Source organism: Pseudomonas sp. AA-38, assembly GCF_029457475.1.
In the GTDB taxonomy this organism is placed as follows: domain Bacteria; phylum Pseudomonadota; class Gammaproteobacteria; order Pseudomonadales; family Pseudomonadaceae; genus Aquipseudomonas.
The window spans coordinates 2,996,400-3,012,115 of the sequence record NZ_CP120359.1 but is presented as its reverse complement, the minus strand read 5'-3'; the positions used below and the strand labels follow the sequence as shown (position 1 = coordinate 3,012,115).

Annotated in this window: 18 protein-coding genes; 14 read left to right on the top strand and 4 right to left on the bottom strand. The window is 63.8% G+C overall.

Going from position 1 to position 15,716, the window contains the following annotated elements:
- The first annotated feature begins 8 nt into the window (after nucleotides 1-8).
- Nucleotides 9-1,451 (top strand): magnesium transporter, encoded by a 1,443-nt coding sequence (gene mgtE, locus PVE35_RS13785; protein WP_268183297.1) that lies wholly within the window; start codon nucleotides 9-11, stop codon nucleotides 1,449-1,451.
- Here the strand turns inward: mgtE and PVE35_RS13780 are convergent, their stop codons facing one another.
- From PVE35_RS13780 to PVE35_RS13770, 3 genes are read right to left on the bottom strand one after another with little or no spacing between them, the layout of a single operon-like run.
- Nucleotides 1,452-1,913: a nuclear transport factor 2 family protein gene (locus PVE35_RS13780; RefSeq protein WP_277372130.1), complete on the bottom strand. Its 462-nt coding sequence runs from the start codon at nucleotides 1,911-1,913 to the stop codon at nucleotides 1,452-1,454. It abuts the gene before it with no gap.
- A 29-nt stretch (nucleotides 1,914-1,942) separates the two neighbouring features.
- Nucleotides 1,943-2,272 (bottom strand): Atu4866 domain-containing protein, encoded by a 330-nt coding sequence (locus tag PVE35_RS13775; protein WP_277372129.1) that lies wholly within the window; start codon nucleotides 2,270-2,272, stop codon nucleotides 1,943-1,945.
- 11 nt (nucleotides 2,273-2,283) lie between these two features.
- Nucleotides 2,284-3,006: an SDR family oxidoreductase gene (locus PVE35_RS13770; protein ID WP_268183302.1), complete on the bottom strand. Its 723-nt coding sequence runs from the start codon at nucleotides 3,004-3,006 to the stop codon at nucleotides 2,284-2,286.
- 143 nt (nucleotides 3,007-3,149) lie between these two features.
- On the opposite strand from PVE35_RS13770, the gene PVE35_RS13765 reads away from it, so the two are divergent.
- The 4 genes from PVE35_RS13765 to PVE35_RS13750 all read left to right on the top strand — a co-directional run bounded on the left by PVE35_RS13765 (nucleotide 3,150) and on the right by PVE35_RS13750 (nucleotide 7,469).
- Nucleotides 3,150-4,079: an AraC family transcriptional regulator gene (locus tag PVE35_RS13765; protein WP_277372128.1), complete on the top strand. Its 930-nt coding sequence runs from the start codon at nucleotides 3,150-3,152 to the stop codon at nucleotides 4,077-4,079.
- Nucleotides 4,080-4,255: 176 nt separating this feature from the next.
- Nucleotides 4,256-4,513 (top strand): OadG family protein, encoded by a 258-nt coding sequence (locus PVE35_RS13760; protein ID WP_268184261.1) that lies wholly within the window; start codon nucleotides 4,256-4,258, stop codon nucleotides 4,511-4,513.
- A 24-nt stretch (nucleotides 4,514-4,537) separates the two neighbouring features.
- Nucleotides 4,538-6,322: a sodium-extruding oxaloacetate decarboxylase subunit alpha gene (oadA, locus tag PVE35_RS13755; protein WP_277372127.1), complete on the top strand. Its 1,785-nt coding sequence runs from the start codon at nucleotides 4,538-4,540 to the stop codon at nucleotides 6,320-6,322.
- A 10-nt stretch (nucleotides 6,323-6,332) separates the two neighbouring features.
- Nucleotides 6,333-7,469 carry a sodium ion-translocating decarboxylase subunit beta gene (locus PVE35_RS13750; protein WP_268183310.1) on the top strand — a complete coding sequence of 379 codons (1,137 nt, stop codon included), beginning with the start codon at nucleotides 6,333-6,335 and terminating at the stop codon, nucleotides 7,467-7,469.
- Between the two features lie 63 nt (nucleotides 7,470-7,532).
- Here PVE35_RS13750 and PVE35_RS13745 read toward each other — a convergent pair whose 3' ends face one another.
- Nucleotides 7,533-7,850 (bottom strand): Arc family DNA-binding protein, encoded by a 318-nt coding sequence (locus PVE35_RS13745; protein WP_268183312.1) that lies wholly within the window; start codon nucleotides 7,848-7,850, stop codon nucleotides 7,533-7,535.
- 397 nt (nucleotides 7,851-8,247) lie between these two features.
- On the opposite strand from PVE35_RS13745, the gene phnC reads away from it, so the two are divergent.
- The 9 genes from phnC to phnK all read left to right on the top strand — a co-directional run bounded on the left by phnC (nucleotide 8,248) and on the right by phnK (nucleotide 15,685).
- Nucleotides 8,248-9,072 carry a phosphonate ABC transporter ATP-binding protein gene (phnC, locus tag PVE35_RS13740; RefSeq protein WP_277372126.1) on the top strand — a complete coding sequence of 275 codons (825 nt, stop codon included), beginning with the start codon at nucleotides 8,248-8,250 and terminating at the stop codon, nucleotides 9,070-9,072.
- 53 nt (nucleotides 9,073-9,125) lie between these two features.
- Nucleotides 9,126-10,127 carry a phosphonate ABC transporter substrate-binding protein gene (gene phnD / locus PVE35_RS13735; protein ID WP_277372125.1) on the top strand — a complete coding sequence of 334 codons (1,002 nt, stop codon included), beginning with the start codon at nucleotides 9,126-9,128 and terminating at the stop codon, nucleotides 10,125-10,127.
- A 63-nt stretch (nucleotides 10,128-10,190) separates the two neighbouring features.
- Nucleotides 10,191-10,979, top strand: coding sequence for a phosphonate ABC transporter, permease protein PhnE (gene phnE / locus PVE35_RS13730; protein ID WP_277372124.1), 789 nt, complete (start codon nucleotides 10,191-10,193; stop codon nucleotides 10,977-10,979).
- A gap of 184 nt (nucleotides 10,980-11,163) precedes the next feature.
- On the top strand, nucleotides 11,164-11,862 hold the full coding sequence (gene phnF, locus PVE35_RS13725) for a phosphonate metabolism transcriptional regulator PhnF (RefSeq protein ID WP_277372123.1): 699 nt from the start codon (nucleotides 11,164-11,166) through the stop codon (nucleotides 11,860-11,862).
- An 11-nt stretch (nucleotides 11,863-11,873) separates the two neighbouring features.
- Complete coding sequence (gene phnG / locus PVE35_RS13720; protein WP_277372122.1) at nucleotides 11,874-12,323, top strand: phosphonate C-P lyase system protein PhnG; 450 nt, start codon at nucleotides 11,874-11,876, stop codon at nucleotides 12,321-12,323.
- A complete protein-coding gene (phnH, locus tag PVE35_RS13715; protein ID WP_277372121.1) occupies nucleotides 12,323-12,934 on the top strand; it encodes a phosphonate C-P lyase system protein PhnH in 612 nt (203 codons plus the stop codon). The genes phnG and phnH overlap by 1 nt, the downstream gene beginning before the upstream one ends.
- Nucleotides 12,934-14,010: a carbon-phosphorus lyase complex subunit PhnI gene (locus tag PVE35_RS13710; protein WP_277372120.1), complete on the top strand. Its 1,077-nt coding sequence runs from the start codon at nucleotides 12,934-12,936 to the stop codon at nucleotides 14,008-14,010. The genes phnH and PVE35_RS13710 overlap by 1 nt, the downstream gene beginning before the upstream one ends.
- A complete protein-coding gene (locus PVE35_RS13705) occupies nucleotides 14,010-14,879 on the top strand; it encodes an alpha-D-ribose 1-methylphosphonate 5-phosphate C-P-lyase PhnJ (protein WP_277372119.1) in 870 nt (289 codons plus the stop codon). Before PVE35_RS13710 ends, PVE35_RS13705 begins: the two co-directional genes overlap by 1 nt.
- Complete coding sequence (gene phnK, locus PVE35_RS13700; protein ID WP_277372118.1) at nucleotides 14,876-15,685, top strand: phosphonate C-P lyase system protein PhnK; 810 nt, start codon at nucleotides 14,876-14,878, stop codon at nucleotides 15,683-15,685. The genes PVE35_RS13705 and phnK overlap by 4 nt, the downstream gene beginning before the upstream one ends.
- Nucleotides 15,686-15,716: the final 31 nt, after the last annotated feature.

Below are 15,716 nucleotides of genomic sequence, written 5' to 3'. Positions count from 1 at the left end.
AGCGCGCCATGACCGAAGTAGAAGCCAAGAAGCCGCAAGAGAGCCTGCAGGATCGCCTGGCCCAGGTGATCGAACTGCTGCATCGGCACAAGCTGGTGGAAGACCTGACCCATCGTCAGGAAGGCCAGCACAGAGACCGGGTCGAGAGCCTGGTACACCGGCAGAATCTCGCCGAGCTGCAACGCAAGCTCGACGATGTGCACCCCGCCGACATCGCCCACATCCTCGAAGCCTTGCCGCTGGACGACCGTCTGACCGTCTGGCAACTGGTCAAGGCCGAGCGGGACGGCGACATCCTGCTGGAAGTGTCCGACGCGGTGCGCGAAACCCTGATCGCTGACATGGACGATCACGAGATTCTTGCGGCCGCCAAGGACATGGATGCCGATGAACTGGCCGATCTGGCGCCGGAACTGCCGCGTGACGTCGTTCACGAACTGATGGAGACGCTCGATGCCCAGCAGCGCGAGCGCGTGCGTTCGGCCCTGTCCTACGAGGAGGATCAGGTTGGCGCGCTGATGGACTTCGAGATGGTCACCATCCGCGAGGACGTCAGCCTGGAAGTGGTGCTGCGCTACCTGCGCCGCCTCAAGGAGCTGCCAGGGCATACCGACAAGCTGTTCGTGGTCGACTACGACGGTGTGCTCAAGGGCGTGTTGCCGATCAAGCGCCTGCTGGTCAACGATCCGGAGAAGCAGGTCGGCGAGGTGATGGCCGACGATCCGGTGAGTTTCCATCCCGACGAGGACGGCTACGACGCGGCCCAGGCTTTCGAGCGTTATGACCTGATTTCCGCTCCCGTGGTGGACAAGAACGGCAAGCTGATCGGCCGTCTGACCATCGATGAGATGGTCGACCTGATCCGTGAGGAAAGCGAAAGCGAAGTGCTGAACATGGCCGGTCTGCGTGAGGAGGAGGACATCTTCGCCTCGGTGTGGAAGTCGGTGCGTAACCGTTGGGCGTGGCTGGCGATCAACCTGGTCACGGCTTTCGTTGCTTCGCGGGTAATCGGTCTGTTCGAGGGCTCGATCGAGAAGCTGGTGGCGCTGGCGGCGCTGATGCCCATCGTCGCCGGTATCGGTGGCAACTCCGGCAACCAGACCATCACCATGATCGTCCGCGCCATGGCACTGGATCAGGTCAGCACCGGCAATACCAAACGCCTGCTGCGCAAGGAATTGGGGGTGTCCCTGATCAACGGCATTCTCTGGGGTGGGGTGATCGGCGCCGTTGCCTATGGCCTCTACGGTAGCTGGTCGCTGGGTGTGGTGATGACCGCAGCGATGACCCTCAACCTGCTGCTGGCGGCGCTGATGGGAGTGCTGATCCCCATGACCCTGGCGCGCCTGGGGCGCGACCCGGCCATGGGGGCCAGCGTGATGATCACCGCCATGACTGACAGCGGCGGCTTCTTCATTTTCCTCGGATTGGCCACGATCTTCCTGTTGTAATCAGTTCATCAGCTCGACCAGCCGCCAGGTATCGAGAAAGGCCGTGACCCGTGTGATCCGGCCATTTTCCAACTGCATGTGCCAGGAGTAGCTGTTCTCGTAGCGGCTGCCGTCCTTGGCGGTCGCCTGGCCATCCCAGTGCACGACCACGTAAGGCCCTTGCGCCACGATCTGGCGGACGGTGGGCACGATGGGCGTGGCCAGTTTGTCAGTGATGGGTTTGACTGCATCCTCCATGAACGCCTCTCGCGTGGGGTAAGTCCCGGAGTACGGGCTGCTGCCGGCCACGACCCAGACGGCATCATCGGCCAGCAACTGGAAGATGCCGCCTTGACCTGCGCGCCAATCATCGAAGGCTTTCTGAATCAGGGCCTGATTGGCAGCGGTGTTGTCAGTTGCCCAGGCCGGGAGGCAGAGGGATGCGCTCAGTAGCAATGCGGCGATGATCTTGTGCATGTTCATGGGCTTTTTTCCTTGGCTGACGGATAACGTTATTCGTCAATTGGGTTGCTTTTGCGGCGCAGTACCATGCCGCCGTGGTAGAGCACGTCGTTGATGAATTCACCATCAGCGGTAAAACCGGTGTCGTCGACGTAGTCGATATGGTTGCCGATGACACGGTAGTTGCCCTGATAGGCGCTTTCGCGATTGCCGCGTGCCTCGTCATAACGGCCATTGGCCAACAGCTCATGGCGGACATGGCCGTCGTCTGTTACCCACATGCCTACGTAAGGATGCGGGTTCTCGGATTGCGCCATTGCCGCGCTGGGTAGCAAGGCACCGCTGATTAGCAGTGTCGCGACGGTGTTCTTCGTTGACATGGTGGTCTCCATCAATGGGGGCTGGCGGTGGGGCGCACGATGACTTCGCTGACGTCGACGTCGTCGGGCTGTTCGACTGCATAGGCCACCGCGCGGGCAATGGCGTCCGGGGTGATGGCGATACGGCGGAAAGCCTTCATCGCATCGCGGGCACTGGCGTCGGTGATGCTGTCGGCCAGCTCGGACTCGACCACGCCGGGGCAGATGGTGGTGACGCGGATGCGCTCGCTCTCCTGGCGCAGGCCCTCGGATATGGCCCAGACCGCGTACTTTGTGGCGCAGTACACCGCAGCAGTGGGGGATACGGCGTGTGCACCGATGGAGGCAATGTTGATCACCTGGCCGTGCCCGCGTGCTTCCATGCCCGGCAGCACGGCGGCGATGCCATGCAGCACGCCCCGTACATTGACGTCGAGCATGCGGTTCCACTCGTCCACCTTCAGCGCGTTGAGCGGTGATAGCGGCATGATCCCGGCGTTGTTGACGATGACGTCGACAGGACCGTGGTGGGCCTCGGCATATTCGACGAAGGCCTGCATGTCATCCAACTGGCTGACGTCGAGAGCTCGGCAGGACGCCCTCAGACCTTGTGCCTGCAGCTCTTGCACGAGTATCTGCAGGCGTTCGATGCGTCGGGCGCCGAGTACCACCTGATGGCCCAGGCTGGCGAGGTGTCTGGCAATGGCTTCGCCGATGCCGCTGCTGGCGCCGGTGATGAGGATGACTTTGCTCATGTCGGTCTCCGTTGCGTTATGGAGCCTTCATGCTAGGCAGGGGTAGGGCGTCTGCTAAGTCTCGTTACTCTTTCGATATTGCCTATTCCTATTGAGCGCTCTCTACAATGTGCCGGTATTCATCACGAGCGAGTGTCTGAGGCATGCATGCGAGTTCCGAGAGCATGAAGCAGCGCATGGTCGAGTTGATGCTGCGCCTGGCCCCGGAGGAGGGCTATACCGCGGCGCAGCTCGATGGCGTCACCTACATGCGTTCCGATCGGCCGCTACCGGTGACGCCGGCGTTGTACGAGCCGAGCATCGTGATCGTGATTCAAGGGCGCAAGCGCGGGCTGCACGACGGCAATCTCTACGTCTACGATGCGCAGCACTATCTGGTGCTGGCGCTGCCTTTGCCGTTCTCCATCGAAACCGAGGCGACTGCCGAGGAGCCCATGCTGGGGGTGGCGCTCCGGGTCGATCCGCTGCTGGTGGCCGAACTGGTGATGGATCTGGACGAGCCCCCGGCCAATACGCCGGCAATGCTGTATTCCAGCCCAATGGATGCACGCCTGAGCGACGCGACACTGCGCCTGCTGGAGGCGTTGGCCGATCCGGACGAGGTGCGTCTGCTCGGGCCATCGATCGTGCGCGAGATCGTCTTTCGCGTGCTGCAGGGCGAGCAGGGTAGTGGTTTGCGCGCGACCTTGGCACAGAACAGCCATTTCGGCCGCATCGCGCGCGTTCTGCAGCGCATTCACCGCGATTATCAGGAATCGCTCGATGTGCCTGCGCTGGCCGAAATCGCCAGCATGAGCGTGCCGGCCTTTCATGTGCACTTCAAGGCGATGACCAGTCGCTCGCCGCTGCAGTACCTCAAGGCCATACGCTTGCATCAGGCGCGCCTGCTGATGATTCGCAGCGACATGAGCGCGATCAGTGCGGCGCAGCGCGTTGGCTATGAGAGCCCGTCGCAGTTCAGTCGTGAGTTCAAGCGTCTGTTCGGGCGCACGCCTGGTGATGAAACGCGCCATTTCAAACAGCTTCTCGCCCTGGCGCCAGCGGTCGATACCACAGTGCGCTCGGTCTCCTGAGCGCCGCCATAGAGCCTGCCTCCTTCTTGGGTAGTGGTCACTACGCAGACCTCTCTGGCGTTTGCTTCAAACGCTCGTTTCAGGCTAAGGTTCGGCAGCTTTGCCCAGGCGCTGACCCTGGGTGCTCCTGATCAATAATGAATGCAGCCACCAAGCTGCTGGCCAAAGGAGCCAAGATGACCCCCAGTGAACTGTTGCTCGAGGGTGTCGAACTCATGCTGTTCGGCATGGGTTTCGTGTTCGTCTTTCTGATCATGCTGGTCGTGGTGGTCAGCCTGATGTCACGCCTTATCGCGACCTTCGCGTCGCCCGCCGCCAATCCCGCCGCTGCTTCTGCAGTGCCCAGTGCCCGGCCGGCCAATCCTGTGCCGGACGCGGACACGCTGGCCGCCATCCAATCCGCCATTGCCCAGCACCGCGCCCGTCGCGGTTGATTCAGGTACAGAGGGAGCACCTGTATGACTGCCGTAAAACAAGCACTCGGCATTACCGATGTGGTGTTACGTGACGCCCATCAGTCGATCCTGGCGACGCGTCTGCGTCTGGAGGACATGCTGCCGATCGCGCCCAAGCTCGATCAGGTTGGCTTCTGGTCGGTGGAGTCCTGGGGGGGCGCCACCTTCGATGCCTGCATTCGTTACCTGGGTGAAGACCCCTGGCAGCGTATCCGTGAGCTGAAGAAGGCCATGCCCAACACCCGCCAGCAGATGCTGCTGCGTGGGCAGAACCTGCTGGGCTACCGCCACTACGCCGATGATGTGGTGGAAAAATTCGTCGAGCGCGCGGCCATCAATGGCGTTGACGTGTTCCGCGTGTTCGATGCGATGAACGATCCGCGCAACCTGCAAACCGCGCTCAAGGCCGTCAAACAGCAGGGCAAGCATGCCCAGGGCACCATCTCCTACACCACCAGCCCGGTGCATACCCTCGAGATGTGGGTCGACCTGGCCAAGCAGATCGAGGACATGGGCGCCGACTCGGTGGCGATCAAGGACATGGCCGGCATCCTCACCCCCTACACCGCGTTCGAGCTGGTGTCGCGTCTGAAAGCCAGCCTAGCCATTCCGATCCACATGCAGTGCCACGCTACGGCGGGGCTGTCCTCGGTGGCCATTCTCAAGGCGGTGGAGGCCGGTATCGACAATGTCGACACCGCCATCTCCTCGTTGTCGATGACCTACGGCCACTCGCCGACCGAGTCGGTGGTGGCCATGTTCCAGGGTAGTGAGCGCGACACCGGGCTCAATCTGGAGCTGCTGGAGGAAATCGCCGCTTACTTCCGCAAGGTGCGCAAGAAGTACGCGAAGTTCGAGGGCAACCTCAAGGGCGTCGATTCGCGCATTCTGGTGGCTCAGGTGCCGGGCGGCATGCTCACCAACATGGAAAGCCAGCTCAAGGAGCAGGGCGCCCAGGACAAGTTCGACCAGGTGCTGGCCGAGATTCCGCGCGTGCGCGAAGACCTGGGCTTCATCCCGCTGGTGACGCCCACCTCGCAGATCGTCGGCACCCAGGCGGTGATCAACGTGCTTACCGGCGAGCGCTACAAGTCCATCACCAAGGAAACCGCCGGCGTGCTCAAGGGCGAGTACGGTGCGGCACCTGCTGCCTTCAACGCCGAATTGCAGACGCGTGTGCTCGATGGCGCCGAGGCCATCACCTGCCGCCCGGCCGACCTGCTGGACGCCGAGATGGACAAGCTCACCGCCGAGCTCAGGGGCATCGCCCGGGAGAAGGGCATCAAGCTCGCCGCTGACGAGATCGACGACGTGCTGACCTACGCACTGTTCCCGCAGATCGGCCTGAAGTTCCTGGAGAACCGTGGCAACCCGGCGGCCTTCGAGCCGGCGCCCACCGGCCAGGAAGCGCCTGCCCGCGAGGCTGGCAAGCCGGAGGTCTATACCGTCGAGGTCAATGGCAAGTCCTTCGTCGTGCAGGTCAACGAGGGTGGCGATATCGAGGGGATCAAGCCTATCGGTGCTGCTTCGAGCGCCGCGCCCGCGGCGGCCACGGCCACGGCCACGGCCGGTGGCGGTGAGCCGCAGGCGGCGCCGCTGGCCGGCAATATCTTCAAGGTGCTGGTACAGCCAGGCCAGGCCGTGGAGGAGGGGCAACTGGTGATCATCCTCGAGGCGATGAAGATGGAAACCGAGATCCGTGCCTTCAAGGCCGGCACCATCGGTGCCGTCAACGTCAAGGTCGGTGATGCGGTGGCAGTGGGCGACAGCCTGCTGACCATCGGCTGAGGGGCGCATCATGGACAAGCTGCTCAAGCTCTGGCAGAGCACCGGCCTGTATCACCTGGAGCCGGGCCAGGCCTTCATGATCGCGGTGTGCATGCTGCTGATCTACCTGGCCATCAGGAAGGGCTTCGAGCCTCTGCTGTTGATCCCCATCGGCTTCGGCGGCCTGCTGTCGAACATCCCGGTGGCCAACATGGCCGAAGGGGCGGGGTTCCTGCACCTGATCTACGAAGTGGGGCTGCCTACCAGCATCTTCCCGCTGCTGATCTTCCTTGGCGTTGGGGCCATGACTGACTTCGGCCCGATGCTGGCCAACCCCAAGACTTTGCTGCTCGGTGCCGCTGCGCAGTTCGGCATCTTCGGTACGCTGCTCGGCGCCCTGGCGATCACCGCGCTGGGCATTCCCGGTATGGAGTTCACGCTCAAGGAGGCGGCGTCCATCGCCATCATCGGTGGGGCGGATGGGCCGACTTCGATCTTCGTCACCTCCAAGCTGGCCCCGCACCTGCTCGGCCCCATCGCCGTTGCCGCCTATGCCTACATGGCGCTGGTGCCACTGCTGCAACCGCCGATCATGCGGGCGCTGACTACCAAGGAGGAACGCGCCATCGTCATGCAACAACTGCGTCCGGTGGGGCAGACCGAGAAGATCGTCTTCCCCATCGTGCTGTGTATCCTCATCGGTCTGCTGCTGCCCGATGCCGCGCCGCTGATCGGTATGTTCGCCCTCGGCAACCTGTTGCGCGAGGCCGGGGTGGTCGAGCGTCTGGCCGATACTTCGCGCAACGCGCTGATCAATATCGTCACCATCTTCCTCGGCCTGACCGTGGGCTCGAAGCTGTCGGCAGAAGCCTTCCTGCAGCTCAAGACGCTGGGCATCCTGTTGCTGGGCATGCTGGCGTTCTGCGCCGGTACGGCGGCTGGGGTGCTGATGGCCAAGCTGATGAACCTGTTCAGCAGCAACAAGGTCAACCCGCTGATCGGCTCGGCGGGCGTGTCGGCGGTGCCGATGGCGGCGCGGGTGTCGAACAAGGTAGGGTTGGAGGCCAATCCGCAGAACTTCCTGCTGATGCACGCCATGGGGCCGAACGTGGCCGGGGTGATCGGCTCGGCGGTGGCGGCGGGGGTGCTGCTCAGTTTCGTCGGCTGACAGGCTTCTTGCAGGCAATAAAAAACCGGCTTTGAAAGCCGGTTTTTTCATAGCTCGTCCGCCTCAGGCTTCCTCGCTGGCCATTTCCGCGTCATGAGCGATCAGGGCGACCAATGCGGTCTGCTGGCGGCGCGATAACTGACGGAAGCGCTGCAGCAGTTCGCGTTCATGCAACGACAGTTCTGGGCTGTCGATGCTCAGGTTGAGATCATCACTCAAGGCACCTTCCTGCAGCATGCTCTGCTCCAGGCGGGCAATGATTTCCGAGTTCATGCTGCGGTGATGGTTGCGTGCTACGTCAGCGATGCGCTCACGCATACCATCAGGCAAGCGAACGACGAATTTGTCAGCCGTGCGGCTGGAGTAGGTAGCCTGTTTCATAGGGCGCTTACATTACCGGTTAGTTCAAGAAGCGATACTGGCAGTCAGTGTCGAGATTGTCACCGGATTCGACTGTCTTTGACACTAGCCGTTCAACCTGTATCGCGTTGTGCGTCTTTATGACCCAAGGGTCACCTGAACAGTTCCTTGACGCCAATTGCATGACGATTGTGGGCCAGGTAAAGGCTTTATGCCAGCACCGATTGTCAGAAATGAGCAGTGCTCAGCATAACCATGTCGCTTTGACGCGCTGCAGAGCAAAACGTTCAAGTCTCCCGTCATTCAATGGTCACCTTCGGTTCACTGGTCTGACATAGCTTACGCCTACCTTGGTCTACACCAGTGGGCGGTCGAGTGCTGCCCATCACATTTATCGACGATTGTGAGGCCAGGGCACATGAGCGCAGCGATTCGAGTCGAGCATCTGAACAAGACCTTCGGGCGCAAACAGGCCTTGTTCGATCTGGCCCTGTCGGTACAGCCGGGGGAAATGGTGGCACTGATCGGTGCGTCCGGCTCGGGCAAGTCGACCCTGCTGCGGCATCTGGCTGGCCTGACGCGTGGGGATGCCGGTCGTATCGAGGTGCTCGGGCGCCTGCTGCAGAGTGAGGGGCGGCTCAGTGGTGAGGTGCGCCGCCAGCGTGCCGACATCGGCTACATCTTTCAGCAGTTCAATCTGGTGGGGCGCCTCAGCGTGCTGCAGAACGTGTTGCTCGGCGGTCTCGGGCGCATGCCGCGCTGGCGTGGCAGCCTGGGCCTGTTCAACTCGCAGGAGAAGCAGCGCGCCATGCAGGCGCTGGAACGGGTTGGCCTGGCCCAGTATGCCGCTCAGCGCGCGTCGACCCTGTCCGGTGGTCAGCAGCAACGGGTGGCCATCGCTCGTGCACTGTGTCAGCAAGCCGAGGTGATTCTTGCCGATGAGCCGATCGCCTCGCTCGATCCGGAGTCGGCGCGCAAGGTCATGGAGATTCTCGCCGACATAAACCGCCGTGACGGCAAGACCGTGGTGGTGACCCTGCATCAGGTGGATTACGCCGTGCGCTATTGCCCGCGTGCAGTGGCACTCAAGGATGGGCGCATCCATTTCGATGGCTCCACCGCCGACTTCAACCCCGAGTTCCTCAACGACCTCTACGGCGGCGACCTCGATATCGACCTGCTGCTGCCGCAAGGGCGGCGCCCTCGTGCCGTTGCGCGCCCGCTGGTGCTGGCCAAGGCCTGACGCCGCCACCTAATCCGAACCAACCCCGCCAACCCGCAACAGGAGTGTGCTCCATGTTCAAACGCATCGGCCAGGTGCTGGCTGCCTCTGTGCTCGTCACCGGTTCCCTGCTGGGCTCGGCCCAGGCAGCCGAGGAACTCAACTTCGGCATCATCTCCACCGAGTCCTCGCAGAATCTCAAGACCATGTGGGATCCCTTCCTGGCCGACATGAGCAAGCAGACCGGGATCAAGATCAACGCCTTCTTCGCCCCCGATTATGCCGGGATCATCCAGGGCATGCGCTTCGACAAGGTGGACGTGGCCTGGTACGGCAACAAGGCGGCAATGGAAGCGGTGGATCGTGCTGGCGGCGAGATCTTCGCCCAAACCGTGGCGGCCAACGGCGCCCAGGGTTACTACAGCCTGCTGGTGGCGCACAAGGACAGCCCGATCAACTCGGTCGAGGACATGCTCAAGAATGCCGCCAACCTGACCTTCGCCAACGGTGACCTTAACTCCACCTCCGGCTATCTGGTACCGGGCTATTACGTGTTCGCCAAGAACAACGTCGACGCCAACAAGATCTTCAAGCGTTCGCTCAACGGCAGCCACGAGGTCAATGCCCTGTCGGTGGCCAACAAGCAGGTCGACGTCGGCACCTTCAACAGCGAAGGCATGGAGCGACTGGAGGTGACCGCGCCGGACAAGGCCGCGCAACTCAAGGTGATCTGGAAATCGCCGCTGATTCCGTCGGATCCCATCGTCTGGCGCAAGAACCTGCCGCAGGAAACCCGCGACAAGCTGCGCAACTTCTTCATGACCTACGGCGCCACGCCGGAACAGAAGAAGGTGCTGGCCGGTTTGCAATGGGGCCAGTTCAAGGCTTCGGACAACGACCAATTACTGCCGATCCGCCAGCTCGAACTGTTCAAGAAGCGCACCGAAGTGGCCAACAACACCACGCTCAAGGACGCCGACAAGCAGGCCCAGCTCAAGGTACTGGATGCCGAGCTGGCCAAGTTGCAGCAACGCATGGCCGAACTGGAGCAAAGCACTGGCGCCAGCGCCGGCTGATTTCGAGAGCCGCCATGCACTTGGCAGGGCGGCTCGTTCCGACGGCGTCATCGAGACTTACCCATGACCACTCTGACCACCGCCACCTCGGTCGATAGCAAGCGTAGCTGGCTGCAACTGGTCGGCTGGGGGCTGTTTTTCGCCGTGCTCGCCTGGTCCTGGCAGGGCGCGGAAATGAACCCGCTGGCCCTGCTGCGCGATGGCGGCAACATGGCCACCTTCGCCGCCGACTTCTTCCCGCCGGACTTCAGCGACTGGCGGCATTATCTCAAGGAAATGGTGACCACCGTGCAGATCGCCCTGTGGGGCACGGTGCTGGCCATTCTCTGCGCCATCCCGCTGGGCATCCTCTGCTCGGAAAACATCGTGCCCTGGTGGGTGTACCAGCCGGTACGGCGAGTGATGGATGCCTGCCGTTCGATCAACGAAATGGTCTTCGCCATGCTCTTCGTCGTCGCGGTCGGGCTGGGGCCCTTCGCCGGCGTGCTAGCGCTGTTCATCAGTACCACCGGAGTGCTGGCCAAGCTCTTCGCCGAAGCGGTGGAGGCCATCGATCCGGGGCCGGTGGAAGGGGTACGTGCTACTGGCGCCAGCGCCCTGCAGGAGGTGATCTTCGGCGTCATCCCGCAGGTGCTGCCGCTGTGGATCTCCTACTCGCTGTACCGCTTCGAGTCCAACGTGCGTTCGGCCACCGTGGTCGGCATGGTCGGTGCCGGCGGCATCGGGGTGATTCTCTGGGAAGCCATTCGCGGCTTCCAGTTTGGTCAGACCTGCGCCTTGCTGATCGTGATCATCCTGGTGGTGAGCGCCATCGACATCCTGTCACAACGACTGCGCAAACTCTTTATCTGAGAGGACGGGGGCGCCTGCGCACATCGTGTGAAAACGTAGCGAGCGAAGGTCAGGCAAGGCAAAAAGCGGCGAAGAAGCGCAGTTTACGAGCTGTAAATGAGCATTCTGAGCCGTTTTTTAACGCAGCATGGCCGAGCGCAGCAGTTTTCACACACTGTGCGGGTGCCTTTTTTAGAGCATTGACATGTCTAGACAAGATCAGCCCTTGTACCGCGAACTGGCCGCCGTGCTTCGCGAAGAAGTGCAGTGCATGAGCCCGGGCGATTACCTGCCGGGTGAGGTGCAACTGGCTGCGCGCTTTTGCGTCAATCGCCACACCCTGCGCCGCGCGGTGGACGAGCTGGTACTCGAAGGCCATTTGCTGCGGCGCCAGGGCAAGGGCACCCAGGTGCTGGCCAGGCCCTTGTTGTATCCGGTCGAGGCGGGCAGTGCCTTCAGTCAGTCGCTGTCGGCGCTGGGCTATCGCGTCGAGGCGCAGTTGCTCGAGCGCCTGAAACGCACGGCCAGCAGCGAGGAGTGCCGCCACCTGCAACTGCCCGATGGCAGCGAGCTGATCGAACTGGCCACCCTGCGCCTGCTCGACGGCCAGCCGCTGAGCCTGATCCGCCATCGTTTCTGCGCCAGCCTGGCGCCCTTGCTGGCTGACTACCAAGGCGGCTCGCTGCGCCAGTACCTGGCCGCGCGCGACCTGCCCCTGGTGCGCACCTTCAGCCTGATCGGCGCGCGCCTGCCCAGCCGTGACGAGGCCGCGCACCTGCTGATGCCGCGCCATGCGCCGCTGCTCAGCGTGCTGACCCTGTCCCGTGATTCCCATGGCCGGGCGGTTGAGCTGGCGCAGTCCAGCAGCCGCGCCGACCGCTTCCAGTACCAGGTTGCGACCTGATGGAGACCCGCATGAAGCAATCCGACCCGAACATCGCCGCGCGCCAGCGCTGGATGGGCGTGCTGGCCCGTGCCGGCGACGCCCTGGATGCCCACGAGGCGGCGCTCAAGGACAGCGCCTACCAACTGATCCGCGCGCCCGAGGTGGGCATGACCCTGGTGCGCGGACGCATGGGCGGCACCGGCAGCGCCTTCAACCTCGGCGAGATGACCGTGACCCGCTGCGTGGTGCGCCTGGCCGATGGCCGTACCGGCTACAGCTACCTGGCTGGCCGCGACAAGCGCCGCGCCGAACTGGCCGCCCTGGCCGATGCCCATCTGCAGGGCAGCGACCAGGCGCGCTGGCTGCATGACCTGATCGAACCCCTGGCCCGCCAGCAGCGTGAACGACGCCTGGCTCGGGCCGCCCGCAGCGCCACCACCCAGGTGGAGTTCTTCACCCTGGTCAGAGGAGAGGATTGATGACTACGCCGCACGGCTCGCACTGGCTGCAACCGGCTTTCGACGACCCGGTGCTGGATGCCCAGGTCAGCTTTCGCGCTGCCCTCGGTGCCCTGGCCGAACCGGGCTTGCCGCGTGCCATGGATCGCGCCCATGCCTTGGGTGAGCTGGCCCCGGCCACCTATGGTCTGTGCCTGGCCTTTCTCGATAGCGACACGCCGCTATGGCTGGCGCCGCGCTTCGACACGCCGCTGATCCGCGCCAACCTGGCTTTCCACTGTGGTTGCCCGATCGTCGCCGAGCGCGAGATCGCTCTGTTCGCCCTGCTCGATGAAAGCGAGCTGGACGATCTGTCGGACTTCGATAACGGCAGCGAGCGTTACCCCGATCAGTCCTGCACGCTGCTGATTCAACTCGACGATCTGCACACCGGCCCGGCCTTGCGCTGGCGCGGTCCGGGCATCAAGGACGTGCGCAGCGTCAACCTGCCGTTGCCCACCTCGTTCTGGCAGCAGCGTCAGGCACGCAATGCTTTCCCCCGTGGCCTGGACTGCTTCTTCGCTGCTGGCGGCGAAGTCATCGGCCTGCCGCGCAGCACCCGCGTGCTGATCGAAAACGAGGAGGCTGCCTGATGTATGTCGCCGTCAAGGGTGGCGAGCGTGCCATCGACAACGCCCATCGATTGCTGGCCAGCCGTCGCCGGGGTGATACCGCCATCGCCGAGCTGGGCGTGGAGCAAATCCGTCAGCAGCTACCGCTGGCCTTGGCCCGGGTGATGAGCGAGGGCTCGCTGTACGACGAACAGCTAGCCGCGCTGGCCATCAAGCAGGCCGCCGGTGACCTGATGGAGGCCATCTTCCTCCTGCGTGCTTACCGCACCACGCTGCCGCGCTTCGGCGCCAGCGAACCGCTGGACAGCACGAACATGCAGGTGGAACGACGCATTTCCGCCACCTTCAAGGACTTGCCCGGTGGCCAGGTGCTCGGCCCGACCTTCGACTACACCCACCGCCTGCTGGACTTCGCCCTGCTGGCCGAAGGCGACTATCCGGCGCCGGAAGCGGCCGTCGTCGATGAGCCCAATCCGTGTCCGCGCGTGCTGGATTTTCTTGCCGACGAAGGCCTGATGGCCCGCGAGGTGGATGACGGCGCGCCGGTGCCGGATATCACTCGCGAGCCGCTGGCTTTCCCAGCCAACCGCGCTGAGCGCCTGCAGGCCCTGGCCCGTGGCGACGAGGGCTTTCTCCTGGCGTTGGGCTATTCCACCCAGCGCGGCTACGGGCGCAATCACCCCTTCGCCGGGGAAATCCGCATCGGCACCGTCGAGGTGTGGATGACGCCCGCCGAGCTGGGCTTCGCCGTGCCGCTGGGCGACATCGAGGTGACCGAGTGCGAGATGGTCAACCAGTTCGTCGGTGAGACTGCCGAGCAGGCGCAGTTCACCCGCGGCTACGGCCTGGCCTTCGGTTATGCCGAGCGCAAGGCCATGGGCATGGCCCTGGTCGACCGCGCGCTGCGCGCTGGCGAGTACGGCGAAGAGGTGCAGGGCCCGGCGCAGGAGGAGGAATTCGTGCTGATGCACTGCGACAACGTCGAGGCCGCCGGCTTCGTCTCGCACCTGAAATTGCCGCACTACGTCGACTTCCAGGCCGAACTGGAACTGATCCGCAAGCTGCGCCGCCAGGCGCCGGCAGAGGAGAACCGCTGATGAACCTTTCCATCGCAAGCGGCGCCCGCGAGGCGTCGGCCTACAACTTCGCCTACCTGGACGAGCAGACCAAACGCATGATCCGTCGCGGCCTGCTCAAGGCCGTGGCCATCCCCGGTTACCAGGTGCCTTTCGGTGGCCGCGAGATGCCGCTGCCCTATGGTTGGGGCACTGGCGGCATGCAACTGACCGCCGCCATTCTCGGCGCGGACGACGTGCTCAAGGTGATCGACCAGGGCGCCGACGACACCACCAACGCCGTGTCGATCCGCCGTTTCTTCGCCCGTACTGCCGGCGTGGCCACCACCGAGCGCACGGTGGACGCCAGCGTCATCCAGACCCGCCACCGCATCCCGGAAACCCCGCTGTCGGCCGGGCAAATCATGGTCTACCAGGTGCCCATCCCCGAGCCGCTGCGCTTCATCGAGCCGTCCGAGAGCGAGACGCGCACCATGCACGCGCTGGAAGACTACGGTGTGATGCACGTGAAGCTGTACGAGGACATCGCCACCTTCGGCCATATCGCCACCGCCTACGCCTACCCGGTGACGGTGGACGAGCGCTACGTGATGGATCCATCGCCGATTCCCAAGTTCGACAACCCCAAGCTGGACATGAGCCCGGCGCTGATGCTGTTCGGCGCCGGCCGCGAGAAGCGCCTCTACGCAGTACCGCCCTACACCCGCGTGGTCAGCCTGGACTTCGAGGATCATCCCTTCGCCGTGCAGCAATGGGACGAGTGCTGCGCCTTCTGTGGCAGTACGGAATCCTTCCTCGACGAGCTGATCGTCGACGACGCCGGCAGCAAGCGCTACGTCTGCTCCGACACCGACTACTGCCGCCAGCGCAGCGAGGGGAACCTGCAATGAGCGCCGCCGAACGTCTGCAACCTGTCGAGCAAACGCCTGAGCCGCTGTTCTCGGTAAGCGACCTGACCCGCCTGTACGGCCCGGACAAGGGCTGCCAGGGGGTGAGCTTCGACCTCTATCCCGGCGAGGTGCTGGGTATCGTCGGCGAGTCCGGTTCGGGCAAGTCCACCTTGCTCGGCCTGCTCTCCGGGCGCTGCCCGCCAGATCGCGGCACGGTGAGCTACCGCAGCCGCGACGGCCAGTGGCTCGACCTGTACAGCGCCAGCGAGGCCGAGCGGCGCACCCTGCTGCGTACCGAGTGGGGCTTCGTCGAGCAGAACCCGCGCGACGGCCTGCGCATGGCGGTATCGGCCGGCGCCAACATCGGCGAGCGGCTGATGGCCCAGGGCTTGCGTCACTACGGCGAACTGCGCGCCGCCGGGCTGCACTGGCTGGATCAGGTGGAGATCGACCTGGCGCGCATCGACGACCTGCCGCGTACCTTCTCCGGTGGCATGCAGCAGCGCCTGCAGATCGCCCGCAACCTGGTCTCCGCGCCGCGTCTGGTGTTCATGGACGAGCCGACCGGCGGGCTGGATGTCTCCGTGCAGGCGCGTCTGCTCGATCTGCTGCGTGGCCTGGTGCGCGAGCTGGATCTGGCGGTGGTGATCGTCACCCACGACCTGGCGGTGGCGCGCCTGTTGGCCGACCGGTTGATGGTGATGCGCCGCTCGAAGGTGGTGGAGGAGGGGTTGACCGACCAGGTTCTCGACGACCCGCAGCACCCGTATTCGCAGCTTCTGGTGTCGTCGGTGTTGCAGCCCTGATGACGCCCCGCAATCGCCAACCCGTAGCCCG